Annotated in this window: 15 protein-coding genes; 8 read left to right on the top strand and 7 right to left on the bottom strand. The window is 73.0% G+C overall.

Annotation, left to right across the window (positions count from 1 at the left end):
• Nucleotides 1-103 precede the first annotated feature (103 nt).
• On the top strand, nt 104-484 hold the full coding sequence (gene melC1, locus ACWFQ8_RS20030; RefSeq protein WP_453787585.1) for an apotyrosinase chaperone MelC1: 381 nt from the start codon (nt 104-106) through the stop codon (nt 482-484).
• Nucleotides 481-1,335: a tyrosinase MelC2 gene (melC2, locus tag ACWFQ8_RS20025; protein ID WP_453787584.1), complete on the top strand. Its 855-nt coding sequence runs from the start codon at nt 481-483 to the stop codon at nt 1,333-1,335. The genes melC1 and melC2 overlap by 4 nt, the downstream gene beginning before the upstream one ends.
• On the opposite strand, the gene ACWFQ8_RS20020 is transcribed toward melC2, so the two are convergent.
• Complete coding sequence (locus ACWFQ8_RS20020; protein WP_453787583.1) at nt 1,284-2,012, bottom strand: response regulator; 729 nt, start codon at nt 2,010-2,012, stop codon at nt 1,284-1,286. The two genes, melC2 and ACWFQ8_RS20020, sit on opposite strands and share 52 nt — an antisense overlap.
• Entirely contained in the window at nt 2,009-3,664 is a 1,656-nt protein-coding gene (locus ACWFQ8_RS20015; RefSeq protein WP_453787582.1) for a sensor histidine kinase, read from the bottom strand. Before ACWFQ8_RS20015 ends, ACWFQ8_RS20020 begins: the two co-directional genes overlap by 4 nt.
• 105 nt (nt 3,665-3,769) lie before the next feature.
• On the opposite strand from ACWFQ8_RS20015, the gene ACWFQ8_RS20010 reads away from it, so the two are divergent.
• A complete protein-coding gene (locus tag ACWFQ8_RS20010; protein ID WP_453787581.1) occupies nt 3,770-5,146 on the top strand; it encodes a cation:dicarboxylate symporter family transporter in 1,377 nt (458 codons plus the stop codon).
• Between the two features lie 276 nt (nt 5,147-5,422).
• Nucleotides 5,423-7,180, top strand: coding sequence for a S8 family peptidase (locus ACWFQ8_RS20005; RefSeq protein WP_453787654.1), 1,758 nt, complete (start codon nt 5,423-5,425; stop codon nt 7,178-7,180).
• 120 nt (nt 7,181-7,300) lie between these two features.
• Here ACWFQ8_RS20005 and ACWFQ8_RS20000 read toward each other — a convergent pair whose 3' ends face one another.
• Entirely contained in the window at nt 7,301-7,993 is a 693-nt protein-coding gene (locus ACWFQ8_RS20000; protein WP_453787580.1) for a (2Fe-2S)-binding protein, read from the bottom strand.
• Nucleotides 7,994-8,419: 426 nt separating this feature from the next.
• On the opposite strand from ACWFQ8_RS20000, the gene ACWFQ8_RS19995 reads away from it, so the two are divergent.
• Together ACWFQ8_RS19995 and ACWFQ8_RS19990 are read left to right on the top strand one after the other, a co-directional pair.
• A complete protein-coding gene (locus ACWFQ8_RS19995) occupies nt 8,420-9,106 on the top strand; it encodes a GNAT family N-acetyltransferase (RefSeq protein ID WP_453787579.1) in 687 nt (228 codons plus the stop codon).
• Between the two features lie 295 nt (nt 9,107-9,401).
• Complete coding sequence (locus ACWFQ8_RS19990) at nt 9,402-10,544, top strand: alpha/beta hydrolase (RefSeq protein ID WP_453787578.1); 1,143 nt, start codon at nt 9,402-9,404, stop codon at nt 10,542-10,544.
• On the opposite strand, the gene ACWFQ8_RS19985 is transcribed toward ACWFQ8_RS19990, so the two are convergent.
• Nucleotides 10,522-12,030, bottom strand: a complete 1,509-nt coding sequence (locus ACWFQ8_RS19985) for a carboxylesterase/lipase family protein (protein WP_453787577.1) — start codon at nt 12,028-12,030, stop codon at nt 10,522-10,524. The genes ACWFQ8_RS19990 and ACWFQ8_RS19985 overlap by 23 nt on opposite strands.
• 99 nt (nt 12,031-12,129) lie before the next feature.
• On the opposite strand from ACWFQ8_RS19985, the gene ACWFQ8_RS19980 reads away from it, so the two are divergent.
• A complete protein-coding gene (locus ACWFQ8_RS19980) occupies nt 12,130-12,480 on the top strand; it encodes a hypothetical protein (protein WP_453787576.1) in 351 nt (116 codons plus the stop codon).
• A 95-nt stretch (nt 12,481-12,575) separates the two neighbouring features.
• Nucleotides 12,576-12,857 carry a chaplin gene (locus ACWFQ8_RS19975; RefSeq protein ID WP_453787575.1) on the top strand — a complete coding sequence of 94 codons (282 nt, stop codon included), beginning with the start codon at nt 12,576-12,578 and terminating at the stop codon, nt 12,855-12,857.
• Between the two features lie 137 nt (nt 12,858-12,994).
• On the opposite strand, the gene ACWFQ8_RS19970 is transcribed toward ACWFQ8_RS19975, so the two are convergent.
• From ACWFQ8_RS19970 to ACWFQ8_RS19960, 3 genes are read right to left on the bottom strand one after another with little or no spacing between them, the layout of a single operon-like run.
• Nucleotides 12,995-13,858 (bottom strand): tyrosinase family protein, encoded by an 864-nt coding sequence (locus ACWFQ8_RS19970; protein WP_453787574.1) that lies wholly within the window; start codon nt 13,856-13,858, stop codon nt 12,995-12,997.
• Between the two features lie 16 nt (nt 13,859-13,874).
• Entirely contained in the window at nt 13,875-14,240 is a 366-nt protein-coding gene (locus tag ACWFQ8_RS19965) for a tyrosinase family oxidase copper chaperone (protein WP_453787573.1), read from the bottom strand.
• Nucleotides 14,241-14,299: 59 nt separating this feature from the next.
• Nucleotides 14,300-14,827: a GNAT family N-acetyltransferase gene (locus tag ACWFQ8_RS19960; RefSeq protein ID WP_453787572.1), complete on the bottom strand. Its 528-nt coding sequence runs from the start codon at nt 14,825-14,827 to the stop codon at nt 14,300-14,302.
• Nucleotides 14,828-14,972 lie beyond the last annotated feature (145 nt).

The following is a 14,972-nucleotide window of genomic DNA, read 5'->3' as shown; positions in this document are numbered from 1 at the left end:
CCGGTACGGACGGGAAGATCACTCATCTGGTTCTACGCACAACTTATCCGCTGATGTCCGGATAGCCGCCAACTGTGCCCAGGGCCCTGGTAGTTCTTCCACCATGAACAAGATCACCCGACGGCAGGCCTTGAGCACCACTGCCGGCGCACTCAGCGTCCTCGGCCTCGCCGGCGCCACCGCGCACGCGGCCGTCACCGACTCCCGCGCCGCCGCACCCGCCGGCACGGTCGACGAGGTCTACCAGGGCCGTCGCATCCAGATCACGCCCGGCGGGGGCGGCCACCACGGGGGGCACCACTCCCCCGGTCAGCCCACCGTCCGAATAGACGGCCGCGAACTGCACGTCATGCGCAACGCCGACGGCACCTGGATCAGCGTCGTCAACCACTACGAGACCTTTTCCGACCCCCTCCCGCTGGCCCGCGCCGCGGTCCGCGAGCTCCAGGGTGCCGTCCTCGCCCCGTTCGGCGGTGCGGCATGACCGTCCGCAAGAACCAGGCCTCGCTCAGCCCCGAGGAGAAGCGGGCCTTCACCGCCGCCCTGCTGGAGCTCAAGCGCACCGGCGCCTACGACCGCTTCGTCACCACCCACAACGGGTTCATCATGAGCGACACCGACTCGGGCGACCGGGTCGGCCACCGCTCGCCCTCCTTCCTGCCCTGGCACCGGCGCTTCCTGCTGGAGTTCGAGGCAGCGCTGCAGAAAGTGGATCCGGCCGTCACGCTCCCGTACTGGGACTGGACGACGGACCGCACCGAGCGCTCCTCCCTCTGGGCCCCCGACTTCCTCGGCGGCACCGGACGGGCCCGTGACGGGCAGGTCCTCGACGGACCCTTCGCCTACGCGACGGGCAAGTGGAACGTGAACGTACGGGTGGACGGGCGCGCGTACCTGCGGCGCGCCCTCGGCGTCGGCGTGGCCCAGCTGCCGACCAAGGCGGAGGTGGACTCGGTGCTCGCCATGCCGGTCTACGACATGGCCCCCTGGAACAGCTCCTCGAACGGCTTCCGCAACCACCTGGAGGGCTGGCGGGGCGCCAACCTGCACAACCGGGTGCACGTCTGGGTCGGTGGGCAGATGGGCACCGGCGTCTCGCCCAACGACCCGGTGTTCTGGATGCACCACGCCTTCGTCGACAAGCTGTGGGCCGACTGGCAGGCCCGGCATCCGCAGGGCGCGTACCTGCCGGCCGCGGGGACGGCGAACGTCGTGGACCTGCACGACACGATGCGGCCGTGGAACGACGTGACTCCGGCGGACATGCTGGACCACCGGAAGTTCTACACCTTCGACACCGAACCGGCCGCGCCCGCCCCGGCCAGCCAGCGGTAGTGCAGTTCGGGACGGCCGACCTGGCCGTACCGGGGCGTCCGGTCCGCGCGACCGGTGTCCACGAGGTGCTCCAGGTAGCGGCGGGCGGTGATCCGGGAGATCCCGGCCGCCCCGGCCGTGCCCGCCGCCGTCAGCCCCTCGGGCGCCGCCCGCAGCAGGGCGGCGACCCGGTCCAGGGTGGGCGCGCTGAGCCCCTTGGGCAGTTCGGCGGGGCGGGGCGCGCGCAGGGCCGCCATCGCCCGGTCCACGTCGTCCTGGCCGGCCGCCTCGCCGACGGTGGCGCGGAACTCTGCGTAGCGCAGGAGGCGTTCGCGCAGGGTCGGGAAGGCGAAGGGCTTCAGCACGTACTGGACCACCCCGAGCGAGACGCTCTCCCGGACCACCGCCAGGTCGCGCGCCGAGGTCACCACGATCACGTCGACGGGGTGCCCGGCGGCGCGTAGCCCGCGGGCGAAGCGGAGCCCGTGGCCGTCGGGCAGCCCGAGGTCGAGGAGCAGCAGGTCGACGCGGGTCCGCTCCAGGACGCGGGTGGCCTCGGCGAGCGAGTGGACGGCTCCGACGGCCGTGAAGCCGGGCACCCGCCCGACGTAGAGCGCGTGCGCGTCCGCGGCGACCGGATCGTCCTCGACGACCAGGACCCGTACGTCGCCCCCGCCCTCGCCGCCGGCCCCGCTCACGCCGGGCCGCCCGGGTGGGCGCCGAGCGAGGCGCCCGGATCCGGGGCCTCGGGCGCGGGGCCCGGCGGCGGTGTCGCCGGCAACAGCACGGTGAACTCCGCGCCGCCGCCCGGGCCGTCGGTGGCGACCGCGGTTCCGCCGTAGCGCTGCGCGACCTGGCGGACCAGGGCGAGGCCCAGGCCCCGGCCCTCGCCCTTGCCGGACCAGCCCCGGCGGAACACGTCCACCCCCGGCGGCAGTCCGGGACCGTTGTCGGCGACCCGCAGCAGGAGCCGGCCGCGGTCGGGCCGCAGGGTCACCGCGATCCGCGCCCCCGGGACGGCCGTCACGGCGTCGACCGCGTTGTCGATGAGGTTGCCCAGGACGGTGACCAGGTCGCGGGCCGGCGGCAACCCGCCGCCGTCGGCCAGGCTGCGGCTGTCCGAGGTGACGACCAGCTCCACACCGCGTTCGTGGGCCTGCGCCGCCTTGCCCAGCAGCAGGGCCACCAGAACCGGCTCCCCGACCGCACCGACCACCTCGTCGGTGAGGGCCTGGGCGAGCTCCAGTTCGGCGGTGGCGAAGTCCACCGCCTCTTCCGCGCGGCCGAGTTCGATGAGCGAGACCACGGTGTGCAGGCGGTTGGCCGCCTCGTGGGCCTGCGAGCGCAGGGCCTGGGTGAAGCCGCGCTCGTGGTCCAGTTCGCCGGTCAGGGCCAGGAGTTCCGTGTGGTCCCGGAGGGTGACCACGGTGCCCCGACGGCCGCCGCCCGCGACGGGCGAGCTGTTGACGACGAGCACCCGGTCGACGGTGAGGTGCACCTCGTCCACCCGGGGCCGGTCGGCGAGCAGCGCCCCGGTCAGCGGGGCGGGCAGTCCGAGGTCGGCGACGCCGCTGCCGGTCATCTCGCCGCTCAGGCCGAGCAGTTCCCGCCCCGCGTCGTTGATCAGGGTGATCCTGCGCTGCCCGTCGAGCATCAGCAGCCCTTCCCGGACGCCGTGCAGGGCCGCCTGATGGTAGTCGTACATCCGGCTCAGCTCGTCCGCGTTCATGCCGTGCGTATGGCGGCGCAGTCGGGCGTTGACCACGTACGTACCCGCTCCGCCGAGGACGAGCGCCCCGGCCGCGACCCACGCGAGGGACGAGAGCTGCGCGCCCAGCCGGTCGCTGATCGCGCGGACGGTAATGCCCGCGCTGACCATGCCCACGATGCGGTCGCCGTCGGCGAGCGGGGTGACGACCCGGATCGACGGGCCCAGGGTGCCGGTGTAGGTCTCACTGAAGGTCTCGCCGCGCAGCGCGGGGGCGGTGTTGCCGAGGAACGGCTCGCCGATGCGGCCCGGGTCGGGGTGGGTCCAGCGCCGCCCGTCGGGAGCCATGATCGTCACGAAGTCCACTCCGGAGTCCGTGCGGACCCGCTCCGCGTACGGCTGGAGGGCGAGCGAGGGGTCGGTCCCGGCCGCCGCGCCCCCTACGGCCTCCCGCACGGACGGGGAGTCCGCGACGGCGCGGGCCACGGCTCCGGCCTGGCGCCGGGCGGAGTCCTCGGCCTGGCCGCGCGCGGTGGCGTACGCGAAGACGGCGCATCCCGCCACGACGACGGCGACCAGCAGGACCTGCATGGCGAAGAGCTGGCCGGCGAGGCTGCGGGGCGGGCGGGGGATGCGGAACATGGCGTTCAGTGTGCACCGGGCCATGAACTCAATGAACGCAAGGGTGACCGGGGTCACAGCGTCGGGCGATGGTCTCCCGGGACGTATTCACCACCAGGAGGCATCGTGGCCGCCAGACGCGACAGAACGCACTATCTCTACATCGCGGTGATCGCCGCGGTGCTCCTCGGCATCGCCGTCGGCTTCGCCGCGCCCGGCGTGGCCGTGGAGCTGAAGCCGCTCGGCACGGGCTTCGTGAACCTCATCAAGATGATGATCTCCCCCGTGATCTTCTGCACGATCGTGCTGGGCATCGGGTCGGTCCGCAAGGCCGCCAAGGTCGGCGCGGTGGGCGGGCTCGCCCTCGGCTACTTCATGGTGATGTCCACGGTGGCCCTCGCCATCGGCCTGCTGGTCGGCAACCTGCTGGAGCCGGGCAGCGGACTGCACCTCACCGAGGCGGCCCGCAGTGCGGGCGAGGCCCAGGCCAAGGCCGGCGGGGCGGAGAGCACGACGGAGTTCCTGCTGGGGATCATCCCCACCACGATGGTGTCGGCGTTCACCGGGGGCGAGGTGCTCCAGACCCTGCTGGTGGCCCTGCTCTGCGGGTTCGCGCTGCAGGCCATGGGCGCGGCGGGCGAGCCGGTGCTGCGCGGGATCGGGCACGTGCAGAAGCTCGTGTTCCGGGTACTGGCCATGATCATGTGGGCCGCGCCGGTCGGCGCCTTCGGGGCGATCGCGGCGGTGGTCGGCGCGACCGGCATCGACGCGCTGAAGTCCCTCGCCGTCATCATGATCGGCTTCTACACCACCTGCCTGCTGTTCGTCTTCGTCGTCCTGGGCACGCTGCTGCGGGTGTGCACGGGGGTCAGCGTCTTCGCGCTGCTGCGCTACCTGGGCCGGGAGTTCCTGCTGATCCTCTCCACCTCCTCGTCGGAGTCGGCGCTGCCGAGGCTGATCGCGAAGATGGAGCACCTGGGCGTGTCCCGACCGGTCACCGGGATCACGGTGCCGACCGGGTACTCCTTCAACCTGGACGGGACCGCGATCTACCTGACGATGGCCTCCCTCTTCGTCGCGGAGGCGATGGGCCAACCGCTCGCGCTCGGCGAGCAGATCTCGCTGCTGCTGTTCATGATCATCGCCTCGAAGGGGGCGGCCGGGGTGACCGGCGCGGGGCTGGCCACGCTCGCCGGCGGACTCCAGTCGCACCGGCCGGAACTCGTGGACGGGGTAGGCCTGATCGTGGGCATCGACCGGTTCATGAGCGAGGCCCGGGCGCTGACCAACTTCGCGGGCAACGCCGTCGCGACCGTGCTGATCGGCACCTGGACGAAGGAGTTCGACCACGGACGCGCCGCCGAGGTCCTCGCGGGACGGCTGCCGTTCGACGAGTCCACGCTGGTCGACGACGGACACGGCACGGCGTCACCCGGGAAGGAGTCGATGCCCGCCGCCGTTCCGGTCCAGTCGGACAGCGACAAGGACGGCGTGCCGGTGTAGCCGGCCCGCCCTCGCGGGCCGACCGGTCAGGGCTCGCCCCCACGGTGCCCAGACCGGTCGGCCCGGCGCATTCTCCCCAGTTGTCACCCATAGTCGGTTTTCCGCCACCGATTAACGAACCCCCATGCTGCAAAAGGTACTTCCGTAACAGGCCGTGTGCATGACATCTTGCGTCCACCACTTGTTTCGTACGACCCGGCGGGTGCCGCGTGCACCACCGGGTCTTCGGAGGACGCATTGATACCCCACATATCCAGCCGACCTCGACGTACCCTGGTGCTGGCCGCCACGCTCGGCGCCGCACTCGCCTTCGGGGCCCCCGCCGCACTCGCCGGCACCGCTCCGGTCTCCCCTTCCGCGCCCGCCACGGCCATGGCCGCGGCGCCGACTTCCCAGAGTGCGACCTGGGCCGCCGGCACCCGCGCCTACCTGGTGATCACCGCTCCCGGTGACACCACGGCGGTGCGCAACGCCGTCACCGGCAACGGCGGCACTGTGTTCGCCCACTACGACGCCATCGGCGTGATCGTGGCCCACTCCACCTCCGGCACCTTCGCCACCACGATGCGCGGCGTCAGCGGCGTGCAGAAGGTGGGCGCGACCCGCACCTCGGACGTGCCGGCCGACGCCTACAACCCGGCTCTCCCCGCGAACCCGGCGCAGTCCGCGACCGGTTCGGGCGAGCCGGTCCGCGCCGACATGACCCAGATCAAGGCGGACCAGGCCTGGGCCGTCACCACCGGCTCCGCCACCGTCAAGGTGGGCATCCTCGACACCGGTGTGGACGACCAGCACCAGGACCTCGCCCCGAACTTCAACGCGGCGGACTCCGCCTCCTGCGCCTACGGCAAGGCGGACACCCGCGCCGGGGCCTGGCGCGACGTCGGCACCCACGGCACGCACGTGGCCGGTACGGTCGCGGCCGCCAAGAACGGCAAGGGCGTCATCGGCGTGGCCCCGGGCGTGAAGATCTCCTCGGTGCGCATCGCCGAGCCCGGCTCCTCGCTCTTCTTCGCCGAGAACACCATCTGCGGCTTCATGTGGGCGGGTGACCACGGCTTCAAGGTCACCAACAACAGCTACTACACGGACCCGTGGCAGTTCAACTGCCCGGACAACCTCGACCAGGCCGCCATCATCGAGGGCACCCGGCGCGCGCAGGAGTACGCGGAGGGCAAGGGCTCGCTCCAGGTCGCCGCGGCGGGCAACTCCAACTACGACCTGGCCAACAAGACGACGGACTCCGAGAGCCCGAACGACTCGACGCCGGTCACCCGCACCATCACCAACGCCTGCATCGACATCCCGACCGAGCTTCCGGGCGTCGTGACGGTCTCCTCGATGGGCACTGCCACGGCCAAGGCCTCGTACTCCAACTTCGGCCGGGACGTCATCGACGTGGCGGCCCCGGGCGGTGACGCCGTGGGCATCTACAGCACCCTGCCGGGCGGCAAGTACGGCAGCATGAGCGGCACCTCGATGGCCTCCCCGCACGTCGCGGGCGTCGCGGCGCTGCTGGCCAGCACCAACCCGGGCATCACACCGGCGCAGATCCGCGAGAAGCTGGCCACCCAGGCCACCGACATCGCCTGCCCGTCGGACGGCCGCTGCACCGGCACCACGGCGAAGAACGCGTTCTTCGGCGAGGGCCAGGTCGACGCGCTCAAGGCGGTCGGCGCCACGCCGCCGCCCGGCAAGTACTTCGAGAACCTCGGTGACGTCGCCATCGGCGACAACACCACCGTGGAGAGCCCGATCACCGTCTCCGGCGTCACCGGCAACGCCCCGGCCACCCTCAAGGTCGGCGTGACCGTCGTGCACACCTACATCGGTGACCTCAAGGTCGACCTGGTCGCACCGGACGGCTCCGTGTACACGGTGCACAACCGCTCCGGCGGCAGCACGGACAACATCAACCAGACGTACACGGTCAACGCCTCCTCCGAGGTCGCGAACGGCACCTGGAAGCTCCGGGTGAACGACAACGCCGGTGGCGACATCGGCCGCATCGACGCCTGGAACCTCACCTTCTAGCGCACGGGACGCCGCCGCGCCGGGGCCACAGGCCCGGGAGCGGCGGCGTCGTCGCGTCGTCGCTGCGTCCTGTCGTCGCTGCGTCGCTGCGTCGCGTCGTCGCTGCGTCGCTACGTCGCGCTACCGGGTGCGCAGTACGCAGTCACCGCAGTACCCGCCGCCGGGCACCCGGTAGTAGAGGCAGCAGCTGTTGCGCACGAAGGCCACTCCGAGCCCCTCCTCGTGGACGAAGGTACCGGCGCCGGCCAGCGCGCCCCCGTCGGCCAGCAGAGCCTCGGCCAGAGCCACCGCGGCGCCCCCCGGAACCCGGTCGATCAGCACCCGCAACGCCCCGACCAGCGCCGAAGCGGCATTGCCCCGCAGGACCTTCGGCGAGACCCCGAACCGCTCGCGCAGAGCGGAGTCGAGGACGGCCAGGTTCCCGAGGACGTTCTCGCCGAGCGTCCCGGCCGGCAGCCAGGACGGCTCGGGCAGCCAGAGCTCCAGCGACCCGGCGCCGGGCAGCCGCCACCGCACCCGGTCGGCGCTCAGGTCCGGCACCCGCCCGGCCAGCGCGGCGCATCCCAGCCCCAGCGACCACAGCCGCGAGGCGATCCCGAGCTGCGCCGTAGAGGCGGCGACCCGCCCCGGCCCGCTGCGGGTGCGCCGGCCCACCTCGTCCACGTACGGGTCGAGCTGCTCCCCGTACAGCGCGGACAGCGGCCGGAAGCCGGGGCCGGGCGGCTGCTTCCCGTACGGCACGGCGAAGAAGGGGCCGACGGAGGCGAGTCGGCGCAGTACGTCGTCCGCGTCGGGTTCCGTCACGAGGTCCATGCCCGAGATGATCTCAGGCCGCCCCCACGCCGGTGCGCGCGGGCGGGGGACCGGCTGCGGGGCCAGCACGGTGCCGATCACCTCTTCGGCGTAGGGGCCGCAAGCCCTCCCCGAGCAGCCGGTCGGCGAGCTCGCGGGGAGCACCGGGGCCGGTACCGGACCCGGGTGGCTCGACCTCGTCGCCAGGGCGACCCGCCCTCCGTGGATCAGGGTGACGGGTGCTCCGCCGCGGGGACCGACATCGTCGAAAAATCTCTGCCGCGCCGTTGCCGGCAAGGGGGTTCATGGGAGCACGGTGAGGGGCTACATTGAGCCACTCGCGTTCACCTGACCGCCTGTTGCCTTTCACTCGTGTTTTGCACGGGGGGCGACGTCAGAAACGCAGACTGTGCAACCACCCCACCGCCCAGAAGGACCGAAGGCTCCGTGCCCGTACCCGTACTCCTCGCCGGCCGCACCGTGCGGCTTGAGCCCCTCGCCCCCCACCACACCGAGGCCCTGGCCCTGGCCGGGGCCGAGGATCGTACGACGTACGCCTTCACTCCCGTACCCCACGGCGTGCAGGCGTCCCACGAGTACATCGACCGCGCGCTCGCCGATCAGGCGGCGGGGCGATCGCTCCCGTTCGCGGTGGTCAGAGCCGCGGACGGGCGGGTCGTCGGTTCGACCCGGTTCCTGGACCTCGACTACTGGCAGGGGCCTCTGGTGTGGCCCGCCGTGCCGGGCGTCCCGTTCGGCGATCCGGCGACCGCGATCCCCGATGCCGCCGAGATCGGCAACACCTGGCTGTCCCCGGGCGCCCAGGGCACCGGCATCAATACCGAGGCGAAGCTGCTCATGCTCCGCCACGCCTTCGAGACGTGGGGGGTCCGGCGCATCTCCCTGCGCGCGGACGCCCGCAACGGCCGCTCCAGGGCCGCGATGGAACGTCTCGGGTTCACCTGCGAAGGGGTGCGCCGGGCCCATTCCCGGGGACTCGACGGAGCGGTGCGCAGTACGGCCTTCTACTCGATCCTCGACGAGGAGTGGCCGGCCGTGCGGTCGATCATCGAGCTGCGGCTGTCCCCCGCCGCTCCACGCAAGCGGCGCCGCAAGACCCTGGTCCCCGCCTGATCGGCCCCACGGTCCTGCTGCGGCCCCCGCCCCCGGCTCCCTCCTCCCAGGAGCCCGGGCCGGGGGCCGCCGCCATGACCGGCGGGCCGGGCGGGCCGAGCGCCGGCCGAGCGGACTTCCGGGCAATCAGATCCCCCAGACCATCCCAAGAGAAGTAAAAGCATGGAACCCGGACATCCGGCCGGTCATCCTTGCGACCGTAGGACCAGTCGCGAACCGCTCGCAAGACCGCTCGCAGGACCACCCGCCAGGTCCCCGCCTCCGCGGGGCAGCACCAGCCGGAGAGCCACCGCACATGTCGTACACACCCGACGGGCAGCAGTACCAGCCGTACCGGCCGGAAGGACAGCACCCACCGCAGCCTGGTGCCCGGGCCCGGCGCAGGTCCCGGATGCGGCGGTGGGTGATCGCGGGCGCATCCGTCCTGGCACTCGCCGGCACGGCCGCCCTCGTGCTGGACCACTTCGAGATACCCCCGTTCACCGACAAGGGCGCCGCGGTGTCGTTCGGGCCGTCCGCCGGGGGTGCCGGCGAGGACGGCTCCGGGGGCGGGCAGCCGGCGAGCTCCAGGATGCTGATGCCCACCGGCCCCGCGGCCGAGTTCAAGAACTCGATGACGCTGCCCGACGGGACGCACGTCGCCGTCACCACGCTGGACGGCAGGAAGTCCGGCTTCAAGGGCAAGGTGTGGGTCTGGGCGCCCAAGGAGTACAACGACCCGAAGTTCGCCAAGAGCGGCTTCCCGGTCATGATCGCCCTGCCGGGCGGTGCCGGATTCCCCAACAACTACTGGATGGGCACCGACCTCGGCCTCCAGACGAGCATCGCCAAGTGGTACGCGGAGGGCAAGAGCAAGCCCTTCATCCTGGCCATGCCGGTGCTCAACCCGGGGCCGGACGACAAGGGCGTCTACTGGGACGGCTCCGACATACCCGGCCAGCCCAAGATGGGGACCTGGCTCACCGAGGACGTCCCCGACCTGATGAAGGCGAACTTCCGCACGGTGAAGTCGCGTGACGGCTGGGCTTTCATGGGCTCCTCCACCGGCGGCTTCGCGGGCCTCAAGGCCGTGCTGAAGCACCCGGACCGGTTCAAGGCCGTGATCGCCTCGGGCCCGGACATCGTCCCGGATTCCTCCCTGTGGAAGGGGCACGACCAGGAGAAGGCCGAGAACAACCCCGAGCTGCTGGCGAAGCGGCTCATCGACGGCAAGGGCCCGGACGTGTACCTGGCCTTCCAGGTCGGCGACAGCGAGAACAACAAGAAGACCCTGCCGGACGTCGAGAGGTTCATCGCGGCCTTCGGCAACAAGGGGCCGGTCCACACCGACCTGAGGATCATCAAGGGCGGTCAGCACAACGCCAAGACCTACGTTCCGAACATGGGCGAGGGGCCGATCCAGTACATCAGCAAGGTCATGGAAGGACCCGTCGAGTAACGTCCGGGCTCCAGGCCGCCGCGGCCGCGCCCCGGTCCCCCGACGGCGGCGGCCCGCCGAACGCCTTCGGCCGGTCGCCGGGCAGCCAGGGCGCCCACCCCGGGTCGCCGCCGGCCGCGAAAGCCACCCAGGCCGCGTGCATCTCCTCGGCGAGCGCCTGCGGGGCGTCGGGGCCCGCCAGCCAGGAGGACTCCGGCACCTGGAGGGTGTCGAACACGAAGCCCAGCTCCAGGGCGTGGCAGGCGCCGAGGCCCGGGACGCCGGAGGGCCAACCGAACTCGTACAGGTGGCTCGGCGCCGCCCGGCGCGCCCCGGCCAGCCGCCGCAGCGGGTCGCGCAGCAGCCGGTCGGTGAGCAACTGCCCCGCGAGGTCGGCCGGTCCGATCCCCGGCAGGGCCGAGCGCAGTGCCCGTACGTCGGCCCGGTCCTTGCCGCTGCGGCGCCGGGCCAGGGTCACGGCCATGGGGCCCAGCCGCTCCAGCATGCGCATGCCGCCGGTGGGGGCGAGCCAGAGCCGGTACTCCTGCGCGGTCCATCCCATCAACAGCGGCACGTCCGCGGAGGCCGGGTCCGGGCCGGCCAGGGCTTCGAGGGGGTCGACGGGGAGCGTGTCCGGGTCGATGACCAGGCCGAAGGCCGGTCCGCCGAGGAGCGGGCCCGATCGGCGCAGCACCGCGCCCTGGGCGGCGAGCAGGTCGCGCAGGGACGCGGCGGCAAGGGCCTCGGCGGTGGCCCGCGTCTTCAGCAGCGAGGCCATCCGCCGGACCGTGGCGCGGACCCGGTCGCGCGGCAGCACCTCGGGGGCGCCGCTCTGCAGGACGGCCCGGGCGAAGAGTGCCCCGGCGCGCGGGGCGGCCAGGAGGGCGCCGACGCTGATGGCGCCGGCGGACTCCCCGAAGACGGTGACGCGGCCGGGATCGCCGCCGAAGGCATCGATGTTGTCGCGGACCCACTCCAGGGCGGCGATCTGGTCCAGCAGACCCCGGTTGGCGGGGGCGTCGGGGAAGAGTCCGTAGCCGAGGACACCGAGGCGGTAGTTGAAGGAGACGAGCACGACGCCGTCGCGGGCGAAGGCGGAGCCGTCGTAGACGGGCACCGCCGCGGAGCCCCGGGTGAGCGCCCCGCCGTGGATCCACACCATGACGGGCAGGGCGGCGCCGGGGGTCGGGCTCGGCGTCCAGACGTTGACGTTCAGGCAGTCGTCCCCGGGGATCTCCGGGTCGGGCAGCAGCGCCGCGAACGTCTCCGGGTACGGCACTTTGGGCGCGGTGGGGCCGTACGCCCCGGCGTCGCGCGCGCCGACCCAGGCCGTCGGCGGCGCGGGCGCGGCGAAGCGGCGGGCGCCGACGGGCGGGGCGGCGTACGGGATGCCCCGGAAGGAGGCGATCCCGCCGGCGCCGGTCCGACCCTCGACCACGCCGTACCGGGTCGCGACCCGGGGCCGGCCGCCGCCGCTGCTCTTGCCGTAGCCGCCCGCTGCGCTCATCGCGTGTCCTCCTGGGTCCCGTGTTCCGCGCACCGTCGCACAGCCGTCCAGCGGGTGACAAGGCGTGACCGTGCCTCGGCCCGGCCCGGTTGGACCGGTATGCGAACCCTGCGTATCCACCCCACCGTACGAACCGCGCTGCGGACCGGAGCGGTACCCGCCGTGCTCCTGGCCGCCGCCGCGCTCGCCTCCGGCCCGGCCGGGGCCGCCCCCGGACCGGACTTCCAGTACGTCGGCCAGGACGACCGGGTGCACGGCCTCGGCGCCCCCCGGGGCTGCGTCGAGGCGGAGGGCGGTGGCGCCCGGGCGGTCACCAACGCGACCCGGGGCACCGCGACCCTCTACCGGGACCCGGGTTGCGCGGGCCCGGTGGTCGAGGTGCTGAGGCCCGGTGCCGTCACCCAGGTGCGGCCCTCCTTCGCCTCGATCCGATTTCCCGTAACCGGTTAGGCGCAGCAGCCGTGACCCTTGGGCCATCGCTGCGTTGTATGCCATGTCAAATGCCGCAGATCCTGCGGCGCCCCATATCTCACGAGGAGATCTTGATGTCGCGTATCGCGAAGGCATTCGCCATCACCGCTGTCGCCGGTAGCGCCGTGGCCGCCGGCGCGGGTCTGGCCGTCGCCGATGCCGGAGCGCACGGTGCGGCGGTCGGCTCCCCCGGTGTCCTGTCGGGCAACCTGCTCCAGGTCCCGGTCCACGTCCCGGTCAACGTCTGCGGTAACACCGTCAACGTGATCGCCCTGCTGAACCCGGCGTTCGGCAACACTTGCGTCAACGCCTCCGGCGGCGGCGACAAGCACCACACCGACGGCTACGGCGGCTGATCTGCCGTACGAGGGAAGGGCCCCCGCCGTTCGGCGGGGGCCCTTCCCGTGTGCCGTGGGGGCGATTGACGCCGGGCAACCTCCGGGCCGGTGCCGCGCGGTTGCCGGTGACCGGGCCCGCCCGCGGGCGGGCCCGGTCACGCGTAGCGGTACAGGCCCTGGTGTCCGAGCATCTCGCGCGGCGTGACGTCCCACGGCGGCATCGGCTCGTCGAGGGCGATCACCCGGCCGCGCTGAAGGTCCCCGGGCGGAAGGGGGGCGGCGGGCAGGTAGCCGGACCGGGGGTGCTTGCGCTGCCAGCGGTCCCAGATCAGGTCGACGAAGGCGTGGTGCAGCCAGAACGCCGGGTCGTTCGGCGCGGTGCCCCCCGTCATGTGCCCGCCGATCCACTGGTGGACCTTGTTGTGGTTGCGCCAGCGCTCGCTCCTGGGGGCCGCCCAGCCCTCCAGCTTGTTGCGGAAGCCGCCGGCGGCGGCCGTGGAGTCCCAGGGCGCTACGTCGTAGACCGGGTCGTCGAGCGCCCACTGGAGTTCGGCCCGGGTGGGCAGGCTGATCGGGTTCTGCGGGCGGCCGAGGTTGCGCGTGAGGTACTGCGACTCGGTGATGCCCACGGTGACGGTCCAGTTGCCCCGGTCGTAGGCGAACGGGCCGGTCATGACCCGGCGGTCGCCCGCCCGGCCGGTGCCGCCCAGGAAGTCGTCGGCCCAGAGGGAGGAGACCGGGCTGGTGTCGGTGGTCCAGTCCCAGTACGGGATGGAGACCCCCGGGTCGAGCTTGCGCAGCTCCTTCTCGAACTCCAGCAGGTAGCGCCGGTGCCAGGGGAAGAAGGACGGGGACATGTGCCCGACGCGGAGCCGGCGGTCGCGGTCGGGCACGAAGTACTTGTCGTGGGTGCGCACGAAGGAGTCGTAGGTGCCGTTGCGCTTGAGTTCCAGCACGGCGGCCGTGAACCGCTTCTTCTGCGCGCTGGTCAGGTCCTTCTGGTTCTGCCGGGTGTACACCTCGGGGCTCCTCCCGTCAGCCGTGGTGCGGGGTGGACGCCATGGCGAGCTGGGCCGTGCCCAGTTCGTCGACGGCGGCGCGGGCCAGTTCCAGCGGGGTGCCGAAGGACTCGAAGTGGTTGATCCCGCTGAGGTAGCTGCCGTCGGCCCGGCGCATCACGTGCAGCGACCGGCCGTCGATGCGGACCCCGGCACGGTCGACCGCGATGTGCCGGCCCCGGTACGTCTCCTCGGCGAACGGGGCCGGCGTCAACGTCTGGCGGGGCCGCCGGGCCCGGAGTACGGGCGCCAGCGCCGCGGCCGTGCCGGCGAGCACGGCCGCGGTGAAGGCGGTACGGATCACCGCTCGGCGGGTCAGTGGTGCGGCGGGTACTGCGGACATACGGTCTCCCTCGCTCGGTGGCCGGTGCCTACGGGTCTAACGCGGCGTGGCGGGCGAGGTCACCCTTGAGGGTGCTTGTAGAAGAGGGTGGTGGGGTGCAGGCGCCCGGCCGGGTCGGCCGCGTAGTCCGGGATGGTGCCGGCCTCCGTCCAGCCGGCGGAGCGGTAGACGTGCTCGGCGCCGCTGCCGGTCTCGGTGTCCAGGAAGAGCAGCACCACACCGGCCCGGGCGGCGGCCGCCTCGGCTTCGGTGAGCAGGGCGCGGGCGGTGCCGCGGCCCCGGGCCCGGGGGTGGACCATGAGCTTGCGCAACTCGGCGCGGTGCCGGCCGTTCGGCTTGGACTCCCGGTACCAGCTGACGGTGCCGTCGATGCGGCCGTCGTCGCCCCGGGACACCCACAGCGCGAGGGAGCCCTCCTCGACGGCGGGCAGCAGCGAGTCCCACCAGGCGGCCGCCCCGGCGTGGTCGAGGTCGGCGAGGAAGCCGAGGGAGGAGCCGGCGCGGACGGTGTCGAGGAGCAGCGCGGCGAGCTCGTCCCGGTGGGAACGCAGCTCGGGGGCCGGGAGCGGGGTGATGGTGGCGGTCATCGGCCGAGGATACGAAACGGCCCGCCGGGTGGCGGCGAGGGCATCGGGACGCGGGCGCGCGGGCGCCCGCCCGTTCCCGGCGCCCTGGAACGGGCGGGCGGAACCGAGCGGGCGGAGCGGCGGAGTGGGGTGGGGCGGTGCGGCG

The organism is Streptomyces sp. NPDC055254, from assembly GCF_053606025.1.
Note: the sequence above shows the minus strand (reverse complement) of the source record. Positions and strands in the feature narration are given on the sequence as shown.

What these genes read in the sequence shown, in the direction of transcription:
- ACWFQ8_RS20000 (WP_453787580.1), bottom strand. Translation starts at nt 7,993, where the DNA reads ATGGACCTCGTGACGGAACCCGACGCGGACGACGTACTGCGCCGACTC.
- ACWFQ8_RS19980 (WP_453787576.1), top strand. Translation starts at nt 12,130, where the DNA reads ATGCGAACCCTGCGTATCCACCCCACCGTACGAACCGCGCTGCGGACC.
- ACWFQ8_RS19965 (WP_453787573.1), bottom strand. Translation starts at nt 14,240, where the DNA reads ATGTCCGCAGTACCCGCCGCACCACTGACCCGCCGAGCGGTGATCCGT.
- ACWFQ8_RS19975 (WP_453787575.1), top strand. Translation starts at nt 12,576, where the DNA reads ATGTCGCGTATCGCGAAGGCATTCGCCATCACCGCTGTCGCCGGTAGC.
- ACWFQ8_RS19985 (WP_453787577.1), bottom strand. Translation starts at nt 12,030, where the DNA reads ATGAGCGCAGCGGGCGGCTACGGCAAGAGCAGCGGCGGCGGCCGGCCC.
- ACWFQ8_RS20015 (WP_453787582.1), bottom strand. Translation starts at nt 3,664, where the DNA reads ATGTTCCGCATCCCCCGCCCGCCCCGCAGCCTCGCCGGCCAGCTCTTC.
- ACWFQ8_RS19990 (WP_453787578.1), top strand. Translation starts at nt 9,402, where the DNA reads ATGTCGTACACACCCGACGGGCAGCAGTACCAGCCGTACCGGCCGGAA.
- melC2 (WP_453787584.1), top strand. Translation starts at nt 481, where the DNA reads ATGACCGTCCGCAAGAACCAGGCCTCGCTCAGCCCCGAGGAGAAGCGG.
- melC1 (WP_453787585.1), top strand. Translation starts at nt 104, where the DNA reads ATGAACAAGATCACCCGACGGCAGGCCTTGAGCACCACTGCCGGCGCA.
- ACWFQ8_RS19960 (WP_453787572.1), bottom strand. Translation starts at nt 14,827, where the DNA reads ATGACCGCCACCATCACCCCGCTCCCGGCCCCCGAGCTGCGTTCCCAC.